At 70.0% G+C, this 16,445-nt stretch carries 18 protein-coding genes; 8 read left to right on the forward strand and 10 right to left on the reverse strand.

Annotated features, from left to right (window positions below; all coding sequences use genetic code 11):
- The first annotated feature begins 40 nt into the window (after positions 1 to 40).
- Entirely contained in the window at positions 41 to 343 is a 303-nt protein-coding gene (locus tag A5673_RS05580) for a DUF1416 domain-containing protein (RefSeq protein WP_066915955.1), read from the forward strand.
- 143 nt (positions 344 to 486) lie between these two features.
- Positions 487 to 1,134, forward strand: a complete 648-nt coding sequence (locus A5673_RS05585) for an FABP family protein (RefSeq protein WP_068228250.1) — start codon at positions 487 to 489, stop codon at positions 1,132 to 1,134.
- Positions 1,135 to 1,381: 247 nt separating this feature from the next.
- Here the strand turns inward: A5673_RS05585 and A5673_RS05590 are convergent, their stop codons facing one another.
- Positions 1,382 to 2,248, reverse strand: coding sequence for an aminodeoxychorismate lyase (locus A5673_RS05590; RefSeq protein ID WP_156747886.1), 867 nt, complete (start codon positions 2,246 to 2,248; stop codon positions 1,382 to 1,384).
- 61 nt (positions 2,249 to 2,309) lie between these two features.
- On the opposite strand from A5673_RS05590, the gene A5673_RS05595 reads away from it, so the two are divergent.
- Both A5673_RS05595 and A5673_RS28130 read left to right on the forward strand, forming a co-directional pair.
- Complete coding sequence (locus tag A5673_RS05595; protein ID WP_068228256.1) at positions 2,310 to 3,392, forward strand: folate-binding protein YgfZ; 1,083 nt, start codon at positions 2,310 to 2,312, stop codon at positions 3,390 to 3,392.
- 147 nt (positions 3,393 to 3,539) lie between these two features.
- Positions 3,540 to 3,716, forward strand: a complete 177-nt coding sequence (locus A5673_RS28130) for a DUF3073 domain-containing protein (protein WP_082958554.1) — start codon at positions 3,540 to 3,542, stop codon at positions 3,714 to 3,716.
- A 50-nt stretch (positions 3,717 to 3,766) separates the two neighbouring features.
- On the opposite strand, the gene purM is transcribed toward A5673_RS28130, so the two are convergent.
- The 6 genes from purM to A5673_RS05625 form a co-directional block, all read right to left on the reverse strand.
- A complete protein-coding gene (gene purM, locus A5673_RS05600; protein WP_068228258.1) occupies positions 3,767 to 4,861 on the reverse strand; it encodes a phosphoribosylformylglycinamidine cyclo-ligase in 1,095 nt (364 codons plus the stop codon).
- Positions 4,862 to 4,932: 71 nt separating this feature from the next.
- Positions 4,933 to 6,459, reverse strand: coding sequence for an amidophosphoribosyltransferase (purF, locus tag A5673_RS05605; protein ID WP_068228261.1), 1,527 nt, complete (start codon positions 6,457 to 6,459; stop codon positions 4,933 to 4,935).
- A gap of 132 nt (positions 6,460 to 6,591) precedes the next feature.
- Positions 6,592 to 6,987 (reverse strand): sterol carrier family protein, encoded by a 396-nt coding sequence (locus tag A5673_RS05610; protein ID WP_068228264.1) that lies wholly within the window; start codon positions 6,985 to 6,987, stop codon positions 6,592 to 6,594.
- A 4-nt stretch (positions 6,988 to 6,991) separates the two neighbouring features.
- On the reverse strand, positions 6,992 to 7,612 hold the full coding sequence (locus A5673_RS05615; protein ID WP_068228267.1) for a CPBP family intramembrane glutamic endopeptidase: 621 nt from the start codon (positions 7,610 to 7,612) through the stop codon (positions 6,992 to 6,994).
- A 39-nt stretch (positions 7,613 to 7,651) separates the two neighbouring features.
- Positions 7,652 to 9,919 (reverse strand): phosphoribosylformylglycinamidine synthase subunit PurL, encoded by a 2,268-nt coding sequence (purL, locus tag A5673_RS05620; RefSeq protein WP_156747890.1) that lies wholly within the window; start codon positions 9,917 to 9,919, stop codon positions 7,652 to 7,654.
- Between the two features lie 38 nt (positions 9,920 to 9,957).
- Positions 9,958 to 10,746 carry a helix-turn-helix domain-containing protein gene (locus tag A5673_RS05625; RefSeq protein WP_068228272.1) on the reverse strand — a complete coding sequence of 263 codons (789 nt, stop codon included), beginning with the start codon at positions 10,744 to 10,746 and terminating at the stop codon, positions 9,958 to 9,960.
- A 126-nt stretch (positions 10,747 to 10,872) separates the two neighbouring features.
- On the opposite strand from A5673_RS05625, the gene A5673_RS05630 reads away from it, so the two are divergent.
- Complete coding sequence (locus A5673_RS05630; protein WP_068228274.1) at positions 10,873 to 11,268, forward strand: nuclear transport factor 2 family protein; 396 nt, start codon at positions 10,873 to 10,875, stop codon at positions 11,266 to 11,268.
- Between the two features lie 101 nt (positions 11,269 to 11,369).
- Here the strand turns inward: A5673_RS05630 and A5673_RS05635 are convergent, their stop codons facing one another.
- Together A5673_RS05635 and A5673_RS05640 are read right to left on the reverse strand one after the other, a co-directional pair.
- Positions 11,370 to 11,717: a VOC family protein gene (locus A5673_RS05635; protein ID WP_068228276.1), complete on the reverse strand. Its 348-nt coding sequence runs from the start codon at positions 11,715 to 11,717 to the stop codon at positions 11,370 to 11,372.
- Between the two features lie 14 nt (positions 11,718 to 11,731).
- Positions 11,732 to 12,988, reverse strand: a complete 1,257-nt coding sequence (locus A5673_RS05640) for a M18 family aminopeptidase (protein WP_197518301.1) — start codon at positions 12,986 to 12,988, stop codon at positions 11,732 to 11,734.
- A 10-nt stretch (positions 12,989 to 12,998) separates the two neighbouring features.
- Here A5673_RS05640 and A5673_RS05645 point away from each other — a divergent pair, with 10 nt between their 5' ends.
- The 3 genes from A5673_RS05645 (at position 12,999) to A5673_RS05655 (ending at position 15,495) form a co-directional block, all read left to right on the forward strand.
- Complete coding sequence (locus tag A5673_RS05645; protein WP_197518305.1) at positions 12,999 to 14,060, forward strand: Dyp-type peroxidase; 1,062 nt, start codon at positions 12,999 to 13,001, stop codon at positions 14,058 to 14,060.
- The gene (locus A5673_RS05650) at positions 14,057 to 14,854 is read left to right on the forward strand and encodes a family 1 encapsulin nanocompartment shell protein (protein ID WP_068228283.1); all 798 of its coding nucleotides are present in this window, start codon (positions 14,057 to 14,059) and stop codon (positions 14,852 to 14,854) included. Before A5673_RS05645 ends, A5673_RS05650 begins: the two co-directional genes overlap by 4 nt.
- 131 nt (positions 14,855 to 14,985) lie before the next feature.
- The gene (locus tag A5673_RS05655; protein ID WP_068228382.1) at positions 14,986 to 15,495 is read left to right on the forward strand and encodes a YkgB family protein; all 510 of its coding nucleotides are present in this window, start codon (positions 14,986 to 14,988) and stop codon (positions 15,493 to 15,495) included.
- Between the two features lie 17 nt (positions 15,496 to 15,512).
- Here A5673_RS05655 and A5673_RS05660 read toward each other — a convergent pair whose 3' ends face one another.
- Positions 15,513 to 16,412, reverse strand: coding sequence for a LysR family transcriptional regulator (locus tag A5673_RS05660; RefSeq protein ID WP_068228286.1), 900 nt, complete (start codon positions 16,410 to 16,412; stop codon positions 15,513 to 15,515).
- Between the last annotated feature and the right edge of the window lie 33 nt (positions 16,413 to 16,445).

Consider the following 16,445-nt stretch of genomic DNA (forward strand, 5'->3'; position numbering starts at 1 on the left):
GGCTCCCTGGTGGGTGCCCCGATCGAGTTGGGAAGCTGATATGTGCTCTGGACCGAAGCAAGGACTGACGTTGCCCGCCAGCGTCGATCTGGAGAAGGAAACAGTGATCACGGGTCGGGTCGTGGACGGCGACGGCCAGGCCGTGGGGGGCGCGTTCGTTCGGTTGCTGGACTCGTCGGACGAGTTCACGGCCGAGGTCGTCGCGTCGGCCACCGGCGACTTCCGCTTCTTCGCCGCACCCGGGTCCTGGACGCTGCGCGCGCTGTCGCCGATCGGCAACGGTGACGCCGTGGTGGCGCCGTCCGGCGCGGGCATTCACGAGGTGGACGTCAAGATCGCCTGACGGGCCGGCCGGTCCCAGTGGGCCCGCGGCACGAATAGACTCGTGTCCGTGGTGCTCTTCTTCGAGATCATGCTGGTCATATCGGTCGTGGTTATCTCATGGTTCGCGCTGTACACCCTCTACCGGCTCATCACTGACGAGTCGTGAGCCCCGACGACCCCACCGCTTCCGGCGACCGCGCCGTGGCCGCCGCCGCCGAACGCGCCAAGATGACCGCCGCCCGCAACATCCCCGCCTTCGACGACCTGCCGGTGCCCGCCGACACCGCGAATCTGCGCGAAGGCGCCAACCTCAACGACGCGCTGCTGGCGCTGCTGCCGCTGGTCGGTGTGTGGCGCGGCGAGGGCGAGGGCCGCGGACACGACGGCGACTACCGGTTCGGTCAGCAGATCGTGGTCTCGCACGACGGCGGCGACTATCTCAACTGGGAAGCCCGGTCGTGGCGGCTCGACGACAAGGGCGACTACCAGGAACCGGGGTTGCGCGAGACGGGCTTCTGGCGGTTCGTCAACGATCCAGACGACCCGACCGAGTCACAGGCCATCGAGCTGTTGCTGGCCCACTCGGCCGGCTATGTCGAACTGTTCTACGGACGGCCGCGCACCCAATCGTCGTGGGAGCTGGTGACCGACGCCCTGGCCCGCAGTCGGTCGGGCGTGCTGGTCGGCGGCGCCAAGCGGCTCTACGGAATCGTCGAGGGCGGTGATCTGGCCTACGTCGAGGAACGGGTGGACGCCGACGGCGGTCTGGTGCCGCATCTTTCGGCGCGGCTCTCCCGCTTCGCCGGGTAGCGGCCCGCCGGGTCGTGACATGGAGCGGCCCCCGAGCGAATGTCCGGTTGGACAGACCGGAACTCGGGGGCCGGGTGGCTACGGGGAATTCGCCAGCGCGCGTGAAACGCCGACTCTTCCGAGCCAATGCAGCTAGCGCGTAGCCACCTCACATGTCCATGAAGCTATCAATTTCGCGGACCACCTCCTTTCCTGTGTACGGCCGAAGTTACCCGCCATTCTTCGCGCCGACAACCGAATTCAGCGCTCAGCGATCGCTGACGATGGCCGCGTCGACCAGTTCGGCGAATTCGGTGGCGATCGGAGACCGGAGCAGTCGGCGGCCGTCGAGCGTGTGCACACGCGCCGCCAAAGTCATGCTCGATATCAACCAGATCCCTTGGGCCGCATGCAAATCCGCTGCCCGCAGCGCGCGGTAGTCGCAGTCGTAGCCCTTGGCCCGCGCCACCTCGAAGAGTGCCTGTTGCGTGGTGCCCCGCAGGATCGGGTACCACGGCGGCGGTGTCAGCAGGCAGGGGGTGCGGTCCGCGCCGACGTCGGTGGCGATCACCACCGTCGAGCGCGGGCCCTCTAGGATGTAGCCGTCGGAGCTGACGAAGATGACGTCGCCGGCGCCCTGGCGGTCGGCGTGCCGCAGGGCGGCCATGTTGACCGCATACGACAGCGTTTTGGCGCCGGCCAGCAGCCATGGCATGGCATCGGCGGCGTTGGCCGGCAGCCCGCGGTCGAGCGTGATGGCCGAAAGCCCGTCGCGGCGAACCGCGGTCACCCTTTCCGGAACGGGGTTGATCATCACGTAGGCGCTCGGCGGCGAACCGCCCTCGCGGCCGCGGCTGTAAATCAGGCGCATCGCGCCCTCGTCGGCGGTGCCCGCGACCCACCGGCGGGTGGCCTCCTCGATGGCGTGCCGCCAACCGGGCAGGTCCGGCGCCGGCAGGTCCATCAATTTGGCCGAATGGGTGAGCCGCTGCAGATGCGATTCCACCAGGCAAGCCCTGCCGTCGCGGATCAGCAGCGTCTCGAAGATCCCGTCGCCGCGGACGGCCGCCAGGTCGTCGGCGTGCAGCAGCGGCGTCCCCGGCGGATGGATCTCGCCGTCCAGCGTGACGATCACACCCATCTGGTCGGCCATGGACGGTAAGCCTAGCCGCGCGGCGAATCCGTAGAGTTGACGTGTGACCGCAGTCCCCGCACCCGATCCCGGGCCCGACGCCGGCGCGGTCTGGCACTACGGCGATCCGCTGGGCGAGCAGCGCGCCGCCGCGACCGAGGCGGTGGTGATCGACCGCTCGCACCGCCCGGTGCTGACCCTGACCGGCAAGGACCGGCAGACCTGGCTGCACAGCATCTCCACCCAACACGTCAGCGAACTCCCAGACGGCGCCACCACGCAAAACCTCAGCCTCGACGGCCAGGGCCGCGTCGAGGACCACTGGATCCAGACCGAGCTGGGCGGCACGACGTACCTCGACACCGAGCCCGGGCGGGGCGAGCCGCTGCTCGCCTACCTGCGCAAGATGGTCTTTTGGTCCGAGGTCATCCCGGCCGGCGCGGACATGGCGGTGCTGTCGTTGCTGGGTCCGCGGTTGGCCGATGGCGCGGTGCTCAGCGCGCTCGGGCTCGACGCCCTGCCCGCCGAGCTGACCGCGGTCGCGGTCGCCGGCGGCGGCTTCGTGCGACGGATGCCCGCCGCTCCGGCGGGCCCGATCGAGCTGGATCTGGTGGTGCCGCGCGGCGAGGCGCCCGGCTGGCTGAACCGCCTGACCCAGGCCGGCCTGCGACCGGCGGGGGTGTGGGCCTACGAAGCCCACCGGGTGGCGGCGCTGCGCCCGCGGCTCGGCGTCGACACCGACGAGCGCGCGATCCCCCACGAGGTGGGGTGGATCGGTGGGGCCGTGCATCTGGACAAGGGCTGCTACCGCGGGCAGGAGACCGTCGCGCGGGTGCACAACCTGGGCAAGCCGCCCCGCATGCTGGTGTTGCTGCACCTCGACGGGTCGGTAGAGCGGCCCTCGACGGGCGATGCGGTGCTCGCCGGCGGTCGGGCCGTCGGGCGCCTCGGAACCGTCGTCGAGCACGTGGACCTCGGGCCGGTGGCCCTGGCGCTGCTCAAGCGGGGGGTGCCGGCCGACACCGCGTTGACGACGGGCCCCGACGGCACGGTCGCCGCGGTCATCGACGCCGATTCGCTGCCCGCCACCGAACACGTCGGCGCTGGAAGGTTAGCCGTTGAACGGTTGCGGGGCGGTGCGAGATAATCGTCGATGGCGTCCGCCACAGCGGACAGGGGTCACCGACACCCGACCGTAAGGCACGGTAAACTGTCGGCAGGACAATAACGACACCAAGAGATCGGAGCCGCCTACTCGTTAGGCCGCTCCGTTATTGCGCGAGGGGGTCCCCCCATGGGCCGCGGCCGGGCTAAGGCAAAGCAGACCAAGGTTGCTCGTGAACTCAAATACAGTTCCCCGCAGACCGATTTCCAGCGGCTTCAGCAGGAGCTGTCGGGCACGACCGCCGACGAACCCGGCGACGACGGCCAAGACGAATCTTGGGATGATCACGACGACTGGCGTCGCTGAACCTCTCCTCACAACTGTGCCGATGCTCTGAGCATCGGCACAGTTTTCTGTCAGAACCTCGGGTGCTGCCCGACCAGCGTGGCCCGCGGGCCGTCTTTCCCGCCTTTGCAGACAGTGCCCAACACCCAGCAGTCCAGGTGCCGCGCGGTCAGAATGGCGAGCGCGCGGTCGGTGTCCTCCGGCGCGACGACGGCGATCATGCCGACGCCCATGTTGAACGTCTTCTCCATCTCCTCCCGCGCCACCCGGCCGCGCTGGGCGATCATCGCGAACACCGGCGCGGGCGTCCAGGTGCCGCGGTCGATCTCGGCGACCAGCCCGGGCGGGATGACGCGCTGCAGGTTGCCCGCCAGCCCACCGCCGGTGACGTGGCAGAACGTGCGGACATGCGTTTCTGCGGCCAGCGCCAGGCAGTCCTTGGCGTAGATGCGGGTGGGTTCCAACAGTTCTTCGCCCAGCGTGCGGCCGAACTCTTCGACGTAGCCGGCCAGGTTCATCCGGTCGATCTCGAGCAAAACCGTGCGGGCCAGCGAGTACCCGTTGGAATGCAGGCCGGACGACCCCATCGCGATGATGACGTCGCCGGGTTTGACCCGGTCGGGGCCCAGCACGTCGTCGGCCTCGACGACACCGACGCCGGTGGCCGAGATGTCGTAGTGGTCCGGTTCCATCAGACCGGGATGCTCGGCGGTTTCGCCGCCCAGCAGCGCGCAACCGGCGCGCACGCAGCCCTCGGCGATGCCGCTGACGATCGCACTCAACCGTTCGGGCACCGTGCGGCCGACCGCGATGTAGTCCTGCAGGAACAGCGGCTCGGCGCCGCAGACGACGAGGTCGTCGACCACCATCGCGACCAGGTCGAGGCCCACGGTGTCGTGCTTGTCCATCGCCTGGGCGACCGCCAGCTTGGTACCCACCCCGTCCGTGGAGGCCGCCAGCACCGGCTCGCGGTAGTCGCCCCGCAAGGCGAACAACCCGGCAAATCCGCCCAGGCCCCCGCGCACCTCGGGCCGGGTGGCCTTGGTGGCAAGCGGTTTGAACAAGGCCACGGCCCGGTCACCGGCTTCTATGTCCACCCCGGCCGACGCGTAGGTGATGCCCTGGCTGCCCGGGTTTCGTCCGGGGCTTTTTCCGGGATCCGTCATCGCGATAAAGGCTACCGGGCTGCGCTCGCCGCCGGTATCACGCGTCGGTGAAGCAACGAGAACCCAGCGGGTCAGCGCACAATCGGCACTTCATCGGGCGTCAGGTCATCGAACGCGGCCCCGCGCGCGGCGTTGGCGAGCATGTGCTCGATGACGTTCTTGCCCAGCGCGTTTTCGCCGGGCAGCTCGATCGGATACTTGCCGTCGAAGCAGGCGGTGCACAGCCGCGACGCGGGCTGCTCCGACGCCGCGACGAGACCCCGCAGCGAGACGTAGCCCAGCGTGTCGGCGCCGATGGCGTGGCGCACCGCCTCGAGCATCTCCTCTTTGTCTTCGACGGCGTTGGCGATCAACTCGGCCGGCGACGGGAAATCGATGCCGTAGAAGCACGGCCACTTCACCGGCGGCGAGGCGATGCGCACGTGCACCTCGAGGGCGCCGGCCTCGCGCAGCATGCGCAACAGGGCCCGCTGGGTGTTCCCCCGCACGATCGAATCGTCGACGACGATCAGCCGCTTGCCGCGGATCACCTCTTTGAGCGGGTTGAGCTTGAGCCGGATGCCGAGCTGGCGGATGGTCTGCGACGGCTGGATGAAGGTGCGCCCGACGTAGGCGTTCTTCATCAGGCCCTGGCCGTACGGGATGCCGGACTCCTGGGCGTAACCGACGGCGGCCGGGGTGCCCGATTCCGGCACGCCGATCACCAGATCGGCTTCGACCGGGCTCTCGCGCGCCAGCCGGCGACCGATCTCGACCCGGGTGGCGTGCACCGACCGGCCCGCGATCGTGCTGTCCGGCCGGGCCAAATAGACGTACTCGAAGACGCAGCCCTTGGGCTCGGGGTTGGCGAACCGCGTCGAGCGCACGCCGTCGGCGTCGATGGCCAGCAGCTCGCCCGGCTCGATGTCGCGCACGAACGAGGCGCCGACGATGTCGAGCGCGGCGGTTTCGGATGCCACCACCCAGCCGCGGTCCAGCCGGCCGAGCGAAAGTGGCCGGACCCCATAGGGATCGCGGCACGCGTACAGCGTGTTCTCGTCCATGAACGTCAGGCAGAAGGCGCCACGCACGGTCGGCAGCAGCTCCAGCGCCGCCTGTTCCAGCGTGGAGTCCGCCGCGCCATGGGCCAGCAGCGCGCCCAGAATGTCTGAGTCGGTGGTCGCCGGGGCCGGGCAGCGGGTGCCGATCAGGCCCGCCTCGCGGGCGCGCGCGGCGAGGTCGGCGGTGTTGACCAGATTTCCGTTGTGCCCCAACGCAACCCCGGTGCCGGCGGCGGTGTTACGGAACACCGGCTGCGCGTTTTCCCACGTCGTGTCGCCCGTGGTGGAGTAGCGGCAATGCCCGATGGCGACATGGCCCTGCATCGCGGCCAGCGTTTGCTCGTCGAACACCTGGCTGACGAGGCCGAGGTCTTTGAACACCAGTACCTGGGAACCGTCGGCGACGGCGATGCCCGCGGCTTCCTGCCCGCGGTGCTGCAGCGCGTACAGCCCGTAGTAGGTGAGTTTGGCAACTTCCTCGCCCGGGGCCCAGACCCCGAATACGCCACACTCTTCACGGGGAGAATTCAGGTCCTGCTCGGACTCCTGGACGGTCACGGTTCGGCGGCTCCCTGGCGAACGATTGGTGACGTAACGGAGTCTACGGGGCCCACGGCCGCGGCGCCCAATCCGGCGGGCGTGTTGCGCCCCGAATATGGGGCCGCACAACTCTAAAGCTGCAGTTCAGACTTATATTTCGCTCACGTCGAACAGGGGCAGCCAGTGGCCGATCTCACCCGCCCGGGAGCCCGACAGCGTCAGCGTTCCGGCTGTTTTTGCCTCCTCGAGCCGCACCAGGCCGGTGGCCAGCAGCAGCCACGTGCGCGGATCGACCTCCACGACGTTCGGCGGGGTGCCACGCGTGTGGCGGGGCCCTGCGACGCACTGGACGGCGGCAAAAGGCGGGACCCGGACCTCGACGCTGGCGCCGGGCGCGACGGTCGCCAGCGTGCGCGCCGTGAGCCGGACCGCGGCGGCCAGGGCGTCCCGGTCGGGCGTCGCACGCGATTCGTCGCGCAGCCACTCGACAACGGCCAGCACCGCCTGGCGGGTCTTTGCCGGATCGGCTCGTTGGCGGGCGGCCATGCCCCTAGCGTCGCACGGTCAGCGCGGCGATCGCGCCGGCCTCGTTGATCGCCAGATGCGCCAGCATCGGCGCGGCGAGGCTGCCGGAGCGGTCGGCCAGCCAGCCCAACGCCCACCCGGCCACGCCGGTGACCAGCACCGTGGCGGCGACGGGCTGGTCCGTCGCGCGCGCGTCCGGGATATGCGAGAGGCCAAACGCGGCGGCCTGCAGCAGCCGTCCGCCCAGCCGTCCGAAGGCTCGGGCACCCGCGCCGGCCAGCGCGCCGCGAAAGGCGGCCTCCTCGGCCCAGACGGTGCCGACGGGAATCCGCAACAACAGCCACACGAACGCGGGCGCCGGCGGCTCGCGGACGGCCATCGCGGTTCGCACCACGGGCAGCGCGGTCGTGGCGGCGATCGCGCCCGCGACGCCCACCCCGGCCACCGACCCCAGCCGTAACCCCGCCCACACCCGCGGCGGCCGCAGGCCCAGCGGCGCGCGGGTGGCGCGCGTCAGCAGCGCGCCGACGGCGGCCTGCAGGGTGACGCGCCACCCGGGCGGCAGGCGCGGGCTGACGAAGCTCCAGCCGACCAGGGCGGCGGCTAAGGCCAGCGCGTCGCGCGTCGCCGCTGACTCTGCGTTCATGGCGACGAAATGCGAGTAGCCCGCGCCATCAGCGCAGAGTCAATGCGCAAAGAGGCGCGGCAGCACCGACTCTGAGGTCTCGCGCAGCTCGGCCAGGGGCACCGTGAACAAGCCCTGCACCTCGACGGCGTCCGAGCCCTGATCGACGACGCCGATGCGGGCCGCGGGCAGCCCCCGCGCCTCGCACATCGAGCGGAACCGGCTTTCCTCGGTGCGCGGCACCGCCACCAGCACCCGGCCCGCGGACTCCGAGAACAACGTCACGAAGGGGTCGGCGCCCTCGGGAAGAACGATGCGGCAACCGGTTTCGCCCGCCAGCGCCGATTCCACGATGGCCTGAGCGAGGCCGCCTTCGGACAAGTCGTGCGCGGCGGACACCAGCCCGTCGCGCGACGCCGAGGCCAGCACGTCGGCCAGCAGCTTCTCGCGCTCCAGGTCGACCTTCGGCGGCAGCCCACCCAGGTGGTCGGCGGTCACCTGCGCCCAGACCGACCCGTCGAACTCGTCGCGCGTATCGCCCAGCAGCAGCAGGGTTTCGCCCGGTTCGGTGCCCAGGGCGGTGGGGATGCGCCGGCCGACGTCGTCGATCACGCCGAGCACGCCGACCACCGGCGTGGGCAGGATCGCCGCCGACCCGGTCTGGTTGTAGAAGCTCACGTTGCCGCCGGTCACCGGAATCCCAAGGGCCGCACAGCCATCGGCCAGGCCCCGCACGGCCTGCGAGAACTGCCACATCACCCCGGGGTCTTCGGGCGACCCGAAGTTGAGGCAATTGGTCACCGCGACCGGGGTCGCGCCGGTGACGGCCACGTTGCGGTAGGCCTCGGCCAGCGCGAGCTGCGCGCCCGTGTAGGGATCCAGCAGCGTGTAGCGCCCCGACGCGTCGGTCGACACCGCGATGCCGCGGCCGGTCGACTCGTCGACGCGCAGCACGCCGCCGTCGGCGTGCTCGGCCAGCACGGTGTTGCCGCGGACGTAGCGGTCGTACTGCTCGGTGATGAACGCGCGGCTGCACAGATGCGGACTGCCAAGCAGCGCAAGCAGAGTCGCGCGCAGCTCGTCGCCGGTAGAGGGACGCGGCAGGGCCGCCGAGCGGTCGGCGTTCAGGGCGTCCTGCGGTTCGGGCCGCGCGACCGGGCGCTGATACACCGGGCCCTCGTGGGCCACGGTGCGCGGCGGCACGTCGACGACGGTCTCGCCGCGATAGGTGATCCGCAACCGGTCGCCGTCGGTGACCTCGCCGATCACGGTGGCCAGCACCTCCCACTTGCGGCACACCGCCATGAAGGCGTCCACGTTCTCCGGCGCGACCACCGCGCACATGCGCTCCTGCGACTCGCTGCACAGGATCTCGGCGGGCGTCATCTCCTTGGCCCGCAGCGGAACCGTGTCGAGCTCGACCGCCATCCCACCGTCCCCGGCCGACGCCAATTCCGAAGTGGCGCAGGACAATCCGGCGCCACCCAAGTCCTGGATGCCGATCACCAGCCCGCCCGCGTACAGCTCGAGGCAGCACTCGATGAGCACTTTCTCCATGAACGGGTCGCCCACCTGAACCGAGGGCAGCTTCTTGCGGGATCCGGTGGCATCGAAGGTGTCCGACGCCAGCACCGACACCCCGCCGATGCCGTCGAGCCCCGTGCGCGCGCCGAACAGGATGATCTTGTTGCCCGCACCGGAGGCGAACGCCAAATGCAGGTCCTCCTGGCGCAGCACGCCGACGCACATCGCGTTCACCAACGGGTTTCCGGCGTAGCACGCGTCGAAGACGGTCTCCCCACCGATGTTGGGCAGGCCCAGCGAGTTGCCGTAGCCGCCGATGCCGCGGACCACGCCGTCGACCACGCGGCGGGTGTCGGGCGCATCGGCGGCGCCGAACCGTAGCTGGTCCATCACGGCGACCGGCCGCGCGCCCATAGCCATGATGTCGCGGACGATGCCGCCCACGCCGGTGGCCGCGCCCTGGTACGGCTCGACGTAGGACGGGTGGTTGTGCGATTCCACCTTGAAGGTGACCGCCCAGCCGTCACCGATGTCGACGACGCCGGCGTTCTCGCCGATGCCGGCCAGCATGCCCGCGCGCATCTCGTCGGTGGTGGTTTCGCCGAAGTAGCGCAGGTGCACCTTCGAGGACTTGTAGGAGCAGTGCTCGCTCCACATCACCGAGTACATCGCCAGCTCGGTGTCGGTGGGCCTGCGGCCCAGGATCTCGCGGATCCGCTGGTACTCGTCGTCCTTGAGGCCGAGTTCGTGGAACGGTTGCGGTTGGTCGGGGGTCGCCGCGGCATGCTCGACGGTGTCAGTCAGCCGGGTGCGCGCGGTTGTCACGCCAACAGTGTAAAGAGCTACTCGCCACGGAGCAGGCGGGCGCTGGCGGCGTCGGCCGGATAGAACAGCTCGACGGCCAGTTCGGCGAGCGTGACGTCGAGCGGGGTCCCAAACGTCGTCAGCGTGGTGAACATCGACAGCCGTTGCCCGCCGCCGGCATCGAGTTCGAACGGCACGAGCAGGGCGGCGGTGTCGGCCGGCGAGCGCCACGTCCTGGCGGCGCTCGCGACTCCGGGATAGCCGCGCACCTCGTCGTCGAGCGCCCGCAGTCCCGGGTCGTCGGTGAGCGCGATCGTGCGCCGCAGCTGGTGCAGCAGGTAGCCCGCCCATTCGGGGAAATTCAGGGTCCGCCCGGCGAGGCCGTCGGGGTGCAGCGACAGCCGGTAGACGTTGGCCGGTGGGCCGAGCAGGTCCTCGGGCAGGCCGGCGGTGAGCGCCGACGCCGCGGCATTGGCGCCCACGATGTTCCAGCACCGGTCGATCAGGATGCCCGGGTAGGGGTCGTGGGCATCGAGGAGGCGCTGCACCGCAGCGCGGGCGGGGGACAGCGCGGCATCCTCCAGCGGCCGCGACTGGTAACGCGGCGCGAACCCGGCCGCAAGCAGCAGCGTGTTGCGCTCCCGCAGCGGAACGTCGAGGCCCTCGGCGAGGGCGAGCACCATCTCCGGGCTGGGACGCGAGCGCCCGGTTTCGATGAAGCTCAGGTGCCGCGCCGACACGCCGACGCTCAGCGACAGGTCGAGCTGGCTCACGCGTCGCCGCTCCCGCCATTCGCGCAACAGGACACCGACCGTCGCCTGGCTCACCAGGCCACGGTAACCACGCGCGCGTACCCGCCGCGATGACCTCGGAGGTAATTGTGCCGCCGCACGCCGCCCGCCCAGGCTTGAGATACCGCGCTCGACCGGAGCGCCCCGACCGAAGGAGCAACGATGACCGACGTCCAATCCGCCCCCAAGTTCAGCGCCGAGGTGTTCGCGGCCTATTGGGCCGCACCCACCCTGTCGCGCGGCTTCGACATCCTGGCCGACGACATCGTCGGCTACTGGCCCGGCGACCCCGAGCCGGTCCGCGGCATCGAGCCCTACACGGCGAAGATCGCCGAGATACTCGATGCCGCACCGGATTTGACGCTCGAAGTCATCGACAGCGCCACCGTCCCCGGCGCTGCGGCGGGCGAGGAACTGGTGTTCTTGCACTACGTCGGCCGGGGCACCGGTCCCGACGGGCCGTTCCAAATCCGGGGGATCGACCGGGTTCGCACCCGCGACGGGGTCGTCGTCGAGAATGTCATCCGCTACGACCCGCTCTTCCTCGCTCGGGGCTGAAGCTCGAGTGTGCGTTCACGGCTTTGCGGGTGCGGCCAGGGCGGAATTTGCGCGGCGATTTTCCCGCCCCACACGCACGCTCAACGCCCAGGGCGCACTCCCTATTGCCCCACGACGCAGAAGACGTTGCCCTCGGGGTCGGCCAGCACCACCCAGCGGAAGTTGTCGCCGAAGCTGTGCCGGCCGACCTCGCCGGCCCCGGCCGCCGTCAGCCGCGCGACCTCGCCATCGACGTCGGCGGCGCTGAAGTCGAGGTGCACGCGGTTCTTCCCGGGGGTGGGGTCGGGCACCTTCTGGAACCCGAGCTTGGGTCCCTGCGCCAACGTCACCGCGGTGAACTCGTCGGCGAGCAACTCCTGCGTCGTCCCGCCGAACTGCTCGGCCCACCAACCGGCCAGACCCGCGGGATCGCTGCAGTCGAACGTGACCATTTCTACGTTGAGCGTCATGCCCGGATCGTAGGTCAGCCGGGCGACAGAAAAGCTTGCAGCGCCGCCGAATAGGCGGCCACGTCGTGCGCGCCCATCAACTCCCGCGCGGAGTGCATCGCCAACTGCGGCGCGCCGACATCGACGGTGGGGATGCCGGTGCGCGCGGCGGCCAGCGGCCCGATCGTCGAGCCGCACGGCAGGTCGGCGCGGTGCTCGTAACGTTGCAGCCCGACCCCCGCCTGCCGGCAGGCCAGCTCGAACGCCGCCGCGGTCCCCGCGTCGGTGGCATAGCGCAGGTTGGGGTGCACCTTGAGCACCGGGCCCGCGTTGACCTCGATCAGGTGGCCGGGCTCGTGCCGGTCCGGGTAGTTGGGGTGGGTGGCGTGGGCCATGTCGGCCGACGCCAGCAGCGACGCCGGCAGCCGGCGCAGGAAGTCCTCCCGGGTGCCGCCCGCGGCCAGCACGATCCGCTCCAGGACGGTGCCCAACAGGTTGGACTGCGCGCCGCGGTCGGAGGTCGACCCGACCTCCTCGTGATCGAACAGCACCAACACCGGCACGACGCCCCGCGGCTCGGCGTCCAGCAGCGCCTGGGTCCCCGCGTAGCAGCTGGCCTGGTTGTCCAGCCGGGGCGCGCTGAGCAGGCCGGAGTCGGCCCCGATCACCGCCGAGGGGGTCAGATCGTGCGTCATCAGGTCGGCGGACAACACGTCGCCGGCCGGCACTCCGGCGCGCTCGGCGACGTAGTCGACGAACGAACCCCGTTGTTCCCCAACGCCCCAGACCGCGTTGACGTGTCGCTGCGGGTCCAGCGTCACCGATTTGCGGTCCTCGGCCAGGTGGATCGCCAGCTGCGGCACCCGCAGGATCGGGTCGTCGATGCGGACCAGCCGCTGGCCGATCCCGTCGCCGTCCCGCACCGAGAGCCGCCCGCTGATGCCCAGGTCGCGGTCCAGCCAGGAGTTCAGCCACGCGCCCCCGTACGGCTCCAGCGCCACCACCCGCCAACCGGCGACCAGCCGGTCCGGATGCTGTTTGACCCGCAGGTTCGGGGAGTCGGTGTGGGCGCCGACGATCCGGAAGGGACCGTCGGCCCCTTCGGAGTTCCAGGCGACCAGCGAACCGGCGCGCACGATGAAGTAGCGGCCGGGTTGCTCGGGCCAGCGGTCGGCCTCGTCGAGTTCCGCATAGCCGGACTCGACCAGCCGGGCCGCCGCCGCCGCGCAGGCGTGAAACGACGACGGGGAGGCGTCGATGAAATCGCAGAGGCCTGCGGCGCTGGCCGGCATGGTGACCATCATGGCTGTCGGGCGCAGACGGGTTCACGCTAGGGTTGCCAGAGTGCCTCCGGTCCAGCCGCAACCCATCCTCGCGCCGTTGACACCCGCCGCCATCTTCCTCGTTCTCACCATCGACGACGGCGGCGAGGCGACGGTGCACGACGCGCTGCCGGAGATCTCCGGGCTGGTGCGCGCGATCGGTTTCCGCGAGCCGCCGAAGCGGTTGTCGGCGATCGCCTCGATCGGCTCCGACGCCTGGGATCGCCTGTTTGCCGGGCCGCGCCCCGCCGAACTGCATCCGTTCATCGCGCTGAACGGCCCGCGGCACACCGCCCCGGCCACGCCCGGGGACCTGTTGTTGCACATCCGGGCCGAGAGCCTGGACGTCTGTTTCGAGCTGGCCGACCGCATCCTGCGCGCGATGGCGGGCGCGGTCACCGTGGTCGACGAGGTGCACGGGTTCCGCTACTTCGACAACCGCGACCTGCTGGGGTTCGTCGACGGCACCGAAAACCCCGACGGCCCACTGGCCGTCAGCGCCACCACCATCGGTGAGGAGGATCCCGACTTCGCCGGCGGTTGCTACGTGCACGTGCAGAAGTATGTCCACGACATGTCGGCCTGGAACGCGCTGTCGGCCACCGAGCAGGAACTGGTGATCGGCCGGACCAAGCTGGACGACATCGAATTGGGTGACGACGACAAGCCGGCCAACGCCCACATCGCCCTCAACGTCATCACCGACGACGACGGCACCGAGCTCAAGATCGTGCGGCACAACATGCCCTTCGGGGAGCTGGGCAGGGGCGAATTCGGCACGTACTTCATCGGGTATTCGCGGGCGCCACGGGTCACCGAGCAGATGCTTCAGAACATGTTCCTCGGCGACCCGCCCGGCAACACCGACCGCATCCTGGACTTCTCCACCGCCATCACCGGCGGATTGTTCTTCTCCCCCACCGTCGACTTCCTCGACGACCCACCGCCGTTGCCGGTCGCGCCGGCCACGGCGCAGCGCGCCACACCGGCATCTGGAAACGGCTCACTCGCGATCGGCAGCCTGAAAGGAACCACTCGATGAACAACCTCTACCGCGACCTGGCACCGGTCACCGAAGCCGCTTGGGCCGAAATCGAATTGGAGGCCACCAGAACCTTCAAGCGCCACATTGCGGGGCGGCGCGTCGTCGACGTCAGCGATCCCGGCGGACCGGTCACCGCGGCGGTCAGCACCGGCCGGCTGCTCGATGTCGAGGCGCCCACCGACGGCGTCGAAGCCCACCTGCGGGCCAGCAAACCCCTTGTCCGCCTACGGGTTCCGTTCACCCTGTCCCGGTACGAAATCGACAACGTCGAGCGCGGCGCGCAGGACTCCGATTGGGACCCGGTCAAAGCCGCGGCCAAGAAGCTGGCGTTCGTGGAGGACCGCGCGATCTTCGAGGGCTACGCGGCCGGATCGATCGACGGCATCCGCAGCTGCAGCTCCAATGCGCCGCTGCAGCTGCCCGAGGATCCGCGCGACATGCCCGACGCCATCTCGCACGCGTTGACCGGGCTGCGGCTGGCCGGGGTCGACGGCCCGTACTCGGTGCTGTTGGCCGCCGAGGTCTACACCAAGGTCAGCGAGACCACCGAGCACGGATATCCCATCCGTGAGCACCTGAACCGATTGGTGGACGGGGACATCATCTGGGCGCCGGCCATCGACGGCGCCTTCGTGCTGACCACCCGCGGTGGCGACTTCGACCTGCAGCTGGGCCACGACGTCGCGATCGGGTACCTCAGCCACGACGCCGAGAGCGTGCAGCTTTATCTGCAGGAGACCCTGACGTTCTTGTGCTACACCGCCGAAGCGTCGGTCTGCCTGGCACCGTAGCGGTTCATCGCCGGCTATCGGATTCCTCGATATCGCTTACCGCGGATAGCGATAGCGGATTGGACTGATCGCCGCCTCCGTCGGGTTTTGATCGTCAGCGGATAACCCGCTTGACCCAGGAGGCTTTCTTCATGATCAATTCCACGACCAAGCTCGCCGACCGCTCCGGCATCGTCACTGTCCCCGCGATCGACGCCGTCGCGCGCGTGTTGGGCCGTTACGGGCTGGTACTCGTCATCGGCTGGATCGGCGCGCTGAAGTTCGCCAATTACGAAGCGCACCAAATCCAACCGCTCGTGGCGAACAGCCCCTTCATGGGCTGGCTCTATCAGGTCTTTCCGGTGTACACATTCTCGGCGCTGTTGGGCGTGTTCGAGGTGACCGCGGCCGCATTGCTCGCCATCAAGCCGCTGGCTCCGCGGCTGTCCGCGGTCGGAAGTGTCTTGGCGGTCTTGCTGTTCTTCGCCACGATCAGCTTCTTGTTCACCACGCCGGGAATCGGCGAGCCGGCCGGCGGCGGCTTCCCCGCCATTTCCCTGCTCGGCGAGTTCCTCCTCAAAGACGTGCCGTTGCTTGGCCTGTCGCTGTGGACCCTCGCCGATTCGATCGCTGCCGCCAGGCGCCGCTCGACCGTCAGGTAGCGCCGAGGCCGGACGACTCAGCTGTCGTCGGGCAGCTCGAACGAAGCCACGAGCCGGCCGATGTCGCGACGGCGCGAGTCGGCCGGCCACACCACCCAGGTGCGGCGCACCAGGGGCCGCCCGATCAGCGGGGCCCACGTCACGTTATCCGGCAGTGGTCGAGGCTGGTCCTCCGGCGCGAGCGCGAAGGCATGGCCGCCGCTGACCGCGGCGAACTTGACGTCGGCGATCAGCACGTGGCCGTCGGGGGCGGGCGGCCCGATCTCGATGCCGTGGCTGCGCAGCACCCCGGTGAGCTCGTCATACCAGGCCGGACTGCTCGACCGCGGAAAACCCGTCCACCGCAGGTCTTTCAGCTCGTCCAGGGAGATCCCGTCGGGGCCGACACGGCCCGCGGCGACCGACGAATCGAGTAGGACGCCGAGGCTTTCGCGGGACACCAGCATCGCGTCGAATTCGGACCCGGTGGGACGTTCGCGCACCAGGCCGACATCCAGTTCGTCGCCGCGCAGTGCGGCGAATTGCGCCGCCGTCGAGAGATGACGCGGAACGACTCGCGCCTCGGGCACCTCGGCCGCGAACTTGGCGAGCGCTCCGGGCAGCACGTGCGACGCCAACTCCAGCGGGATACCCAGCCTGATGACCCCGCCGGTTTCCCCGCGATAGCCGGCCATCGTATGGACTGCCTGTCGGTAGCGGGCCAGGACGGCGCGCGCCTCCTCGAGCAAGGCCACGCCCGCCTCGGTGGGCCGAACCCCCGTGCTGACGCGTTCCAGCAGCTGGACCCCGATTTCGCGCTCGAGAGCGCTCACCGTCTGCGAAATCGCCGACTGGCTCACGTGTAGTCGGCGAGACGCCGCCGACATGCCGCCCTCCTCCACGACGGCCACAAAGGCACTGAGTTCTCGCAATTCCATAGCTGGCGGCGGTTGGTGCCTACTCCTCCCGGT

The sequence above is a fragment of the Mycobacterium sp. E3198 genome (assembly GCF_001667015.1).
Taxonomy (GTDB): Bacteria; Actinomycetota; Actinomycetes; order Mycobacteriales; family Mycobacteriaceae; genus Mycobacterium.

What these genes read in the sequence shown, in the direction of transcription:
- A5673_RS05580 (WP_066915955.1), top strand. Translation starts at nt 41, where the DNA reads ATGTGCTCTGGACCGAAGCAAGGACTGACGTTGCCCGCCAGCGTCGAT.
- A5673_RS28130 (WP_082958554.1), top strand. Translation starts at nt 3,540, where the DNA reads ATGGGCCGCGGCCGGGCTAAGGCAAAGCAGACCAAGGTTGCTCGTGAA.
- purM (WP_068228258.1), bottom strand. Translation starts at nt 4,861, where the DNA reads ATGACGGATCCCGGAAAAAGCCCCGGACGAAACCCGGGCAGCCAGGGC.
- A5673_RS05610 (WP_068228264.1), bottom strand. Translation starts at nt 6,987, where the DNA reads ATGGCCGCCCGCCAACGAGCCGATCCGGCAAAGACCCGCCAGGCGGTG.
- A5673_RS05615 (WP_068228267.1), bottom strand. Translation starts at nt 7,612, where the DNA reads ATGAACGCAGAGTCAGCGGCGACGCGCGACGCGCTGGCCTTAGCCGCC.
- A5673_RS05630 (WP_068228274.1), top strand. Translation starts at nt 10,873, where the DNA reads ATGACCGACGTCCAATCCGCCCCCAAGTTCAGCGCCGAGGTGTTCGCG.
- A5673_RS05635 (WP_068228276.1), bottom strand. Translation starts at nt 11,717, where the DNA reads ATGACGCTCAACGTAGAAATGGTCACGTTCGACTGCAGCGATCCCGCG.
- A5673_RS05640 (WP_197518301.1), bottom strand. Translation starts at nt 12,988, where the DNA reads ATGCCGGCCAGCGCCGCAGGCCTCTGCGATTTCATCGACGCCTCCCCG.
- A5673_RS05645 (WP_197518305.1), top strand. Translation starts at nt 12,999, where the DNA reads ATGGCTGTCGGGCGCAGACGGGTTCACGCTAGGGTTGCCAGAGTGCCT.
- A5673_RS05650 (WP_068228283.1), top strand. Translation starts at nt 14,057, where the DNA reads ATGAACAACCTCTACCGCGACCTGGCACCGGTCACCGAAGCCGCTTGG.
- A5673_RS05655 (WP_068228382.1), top strand. Translation starts at nt 14,986, where the DNA reads ATGATCAATTCCACGACCAAGCTCGCCGACCGCTCCGGCATCGTCACT.
- A5673_RS05660 (WP_068228286.1), bottom strand. Translation starts at nt 16,412, where the DNA reads ATGGAATTGCGAGAACTCAGTGCCTTTGTGGCCGTCGTGGAGGAGGGC.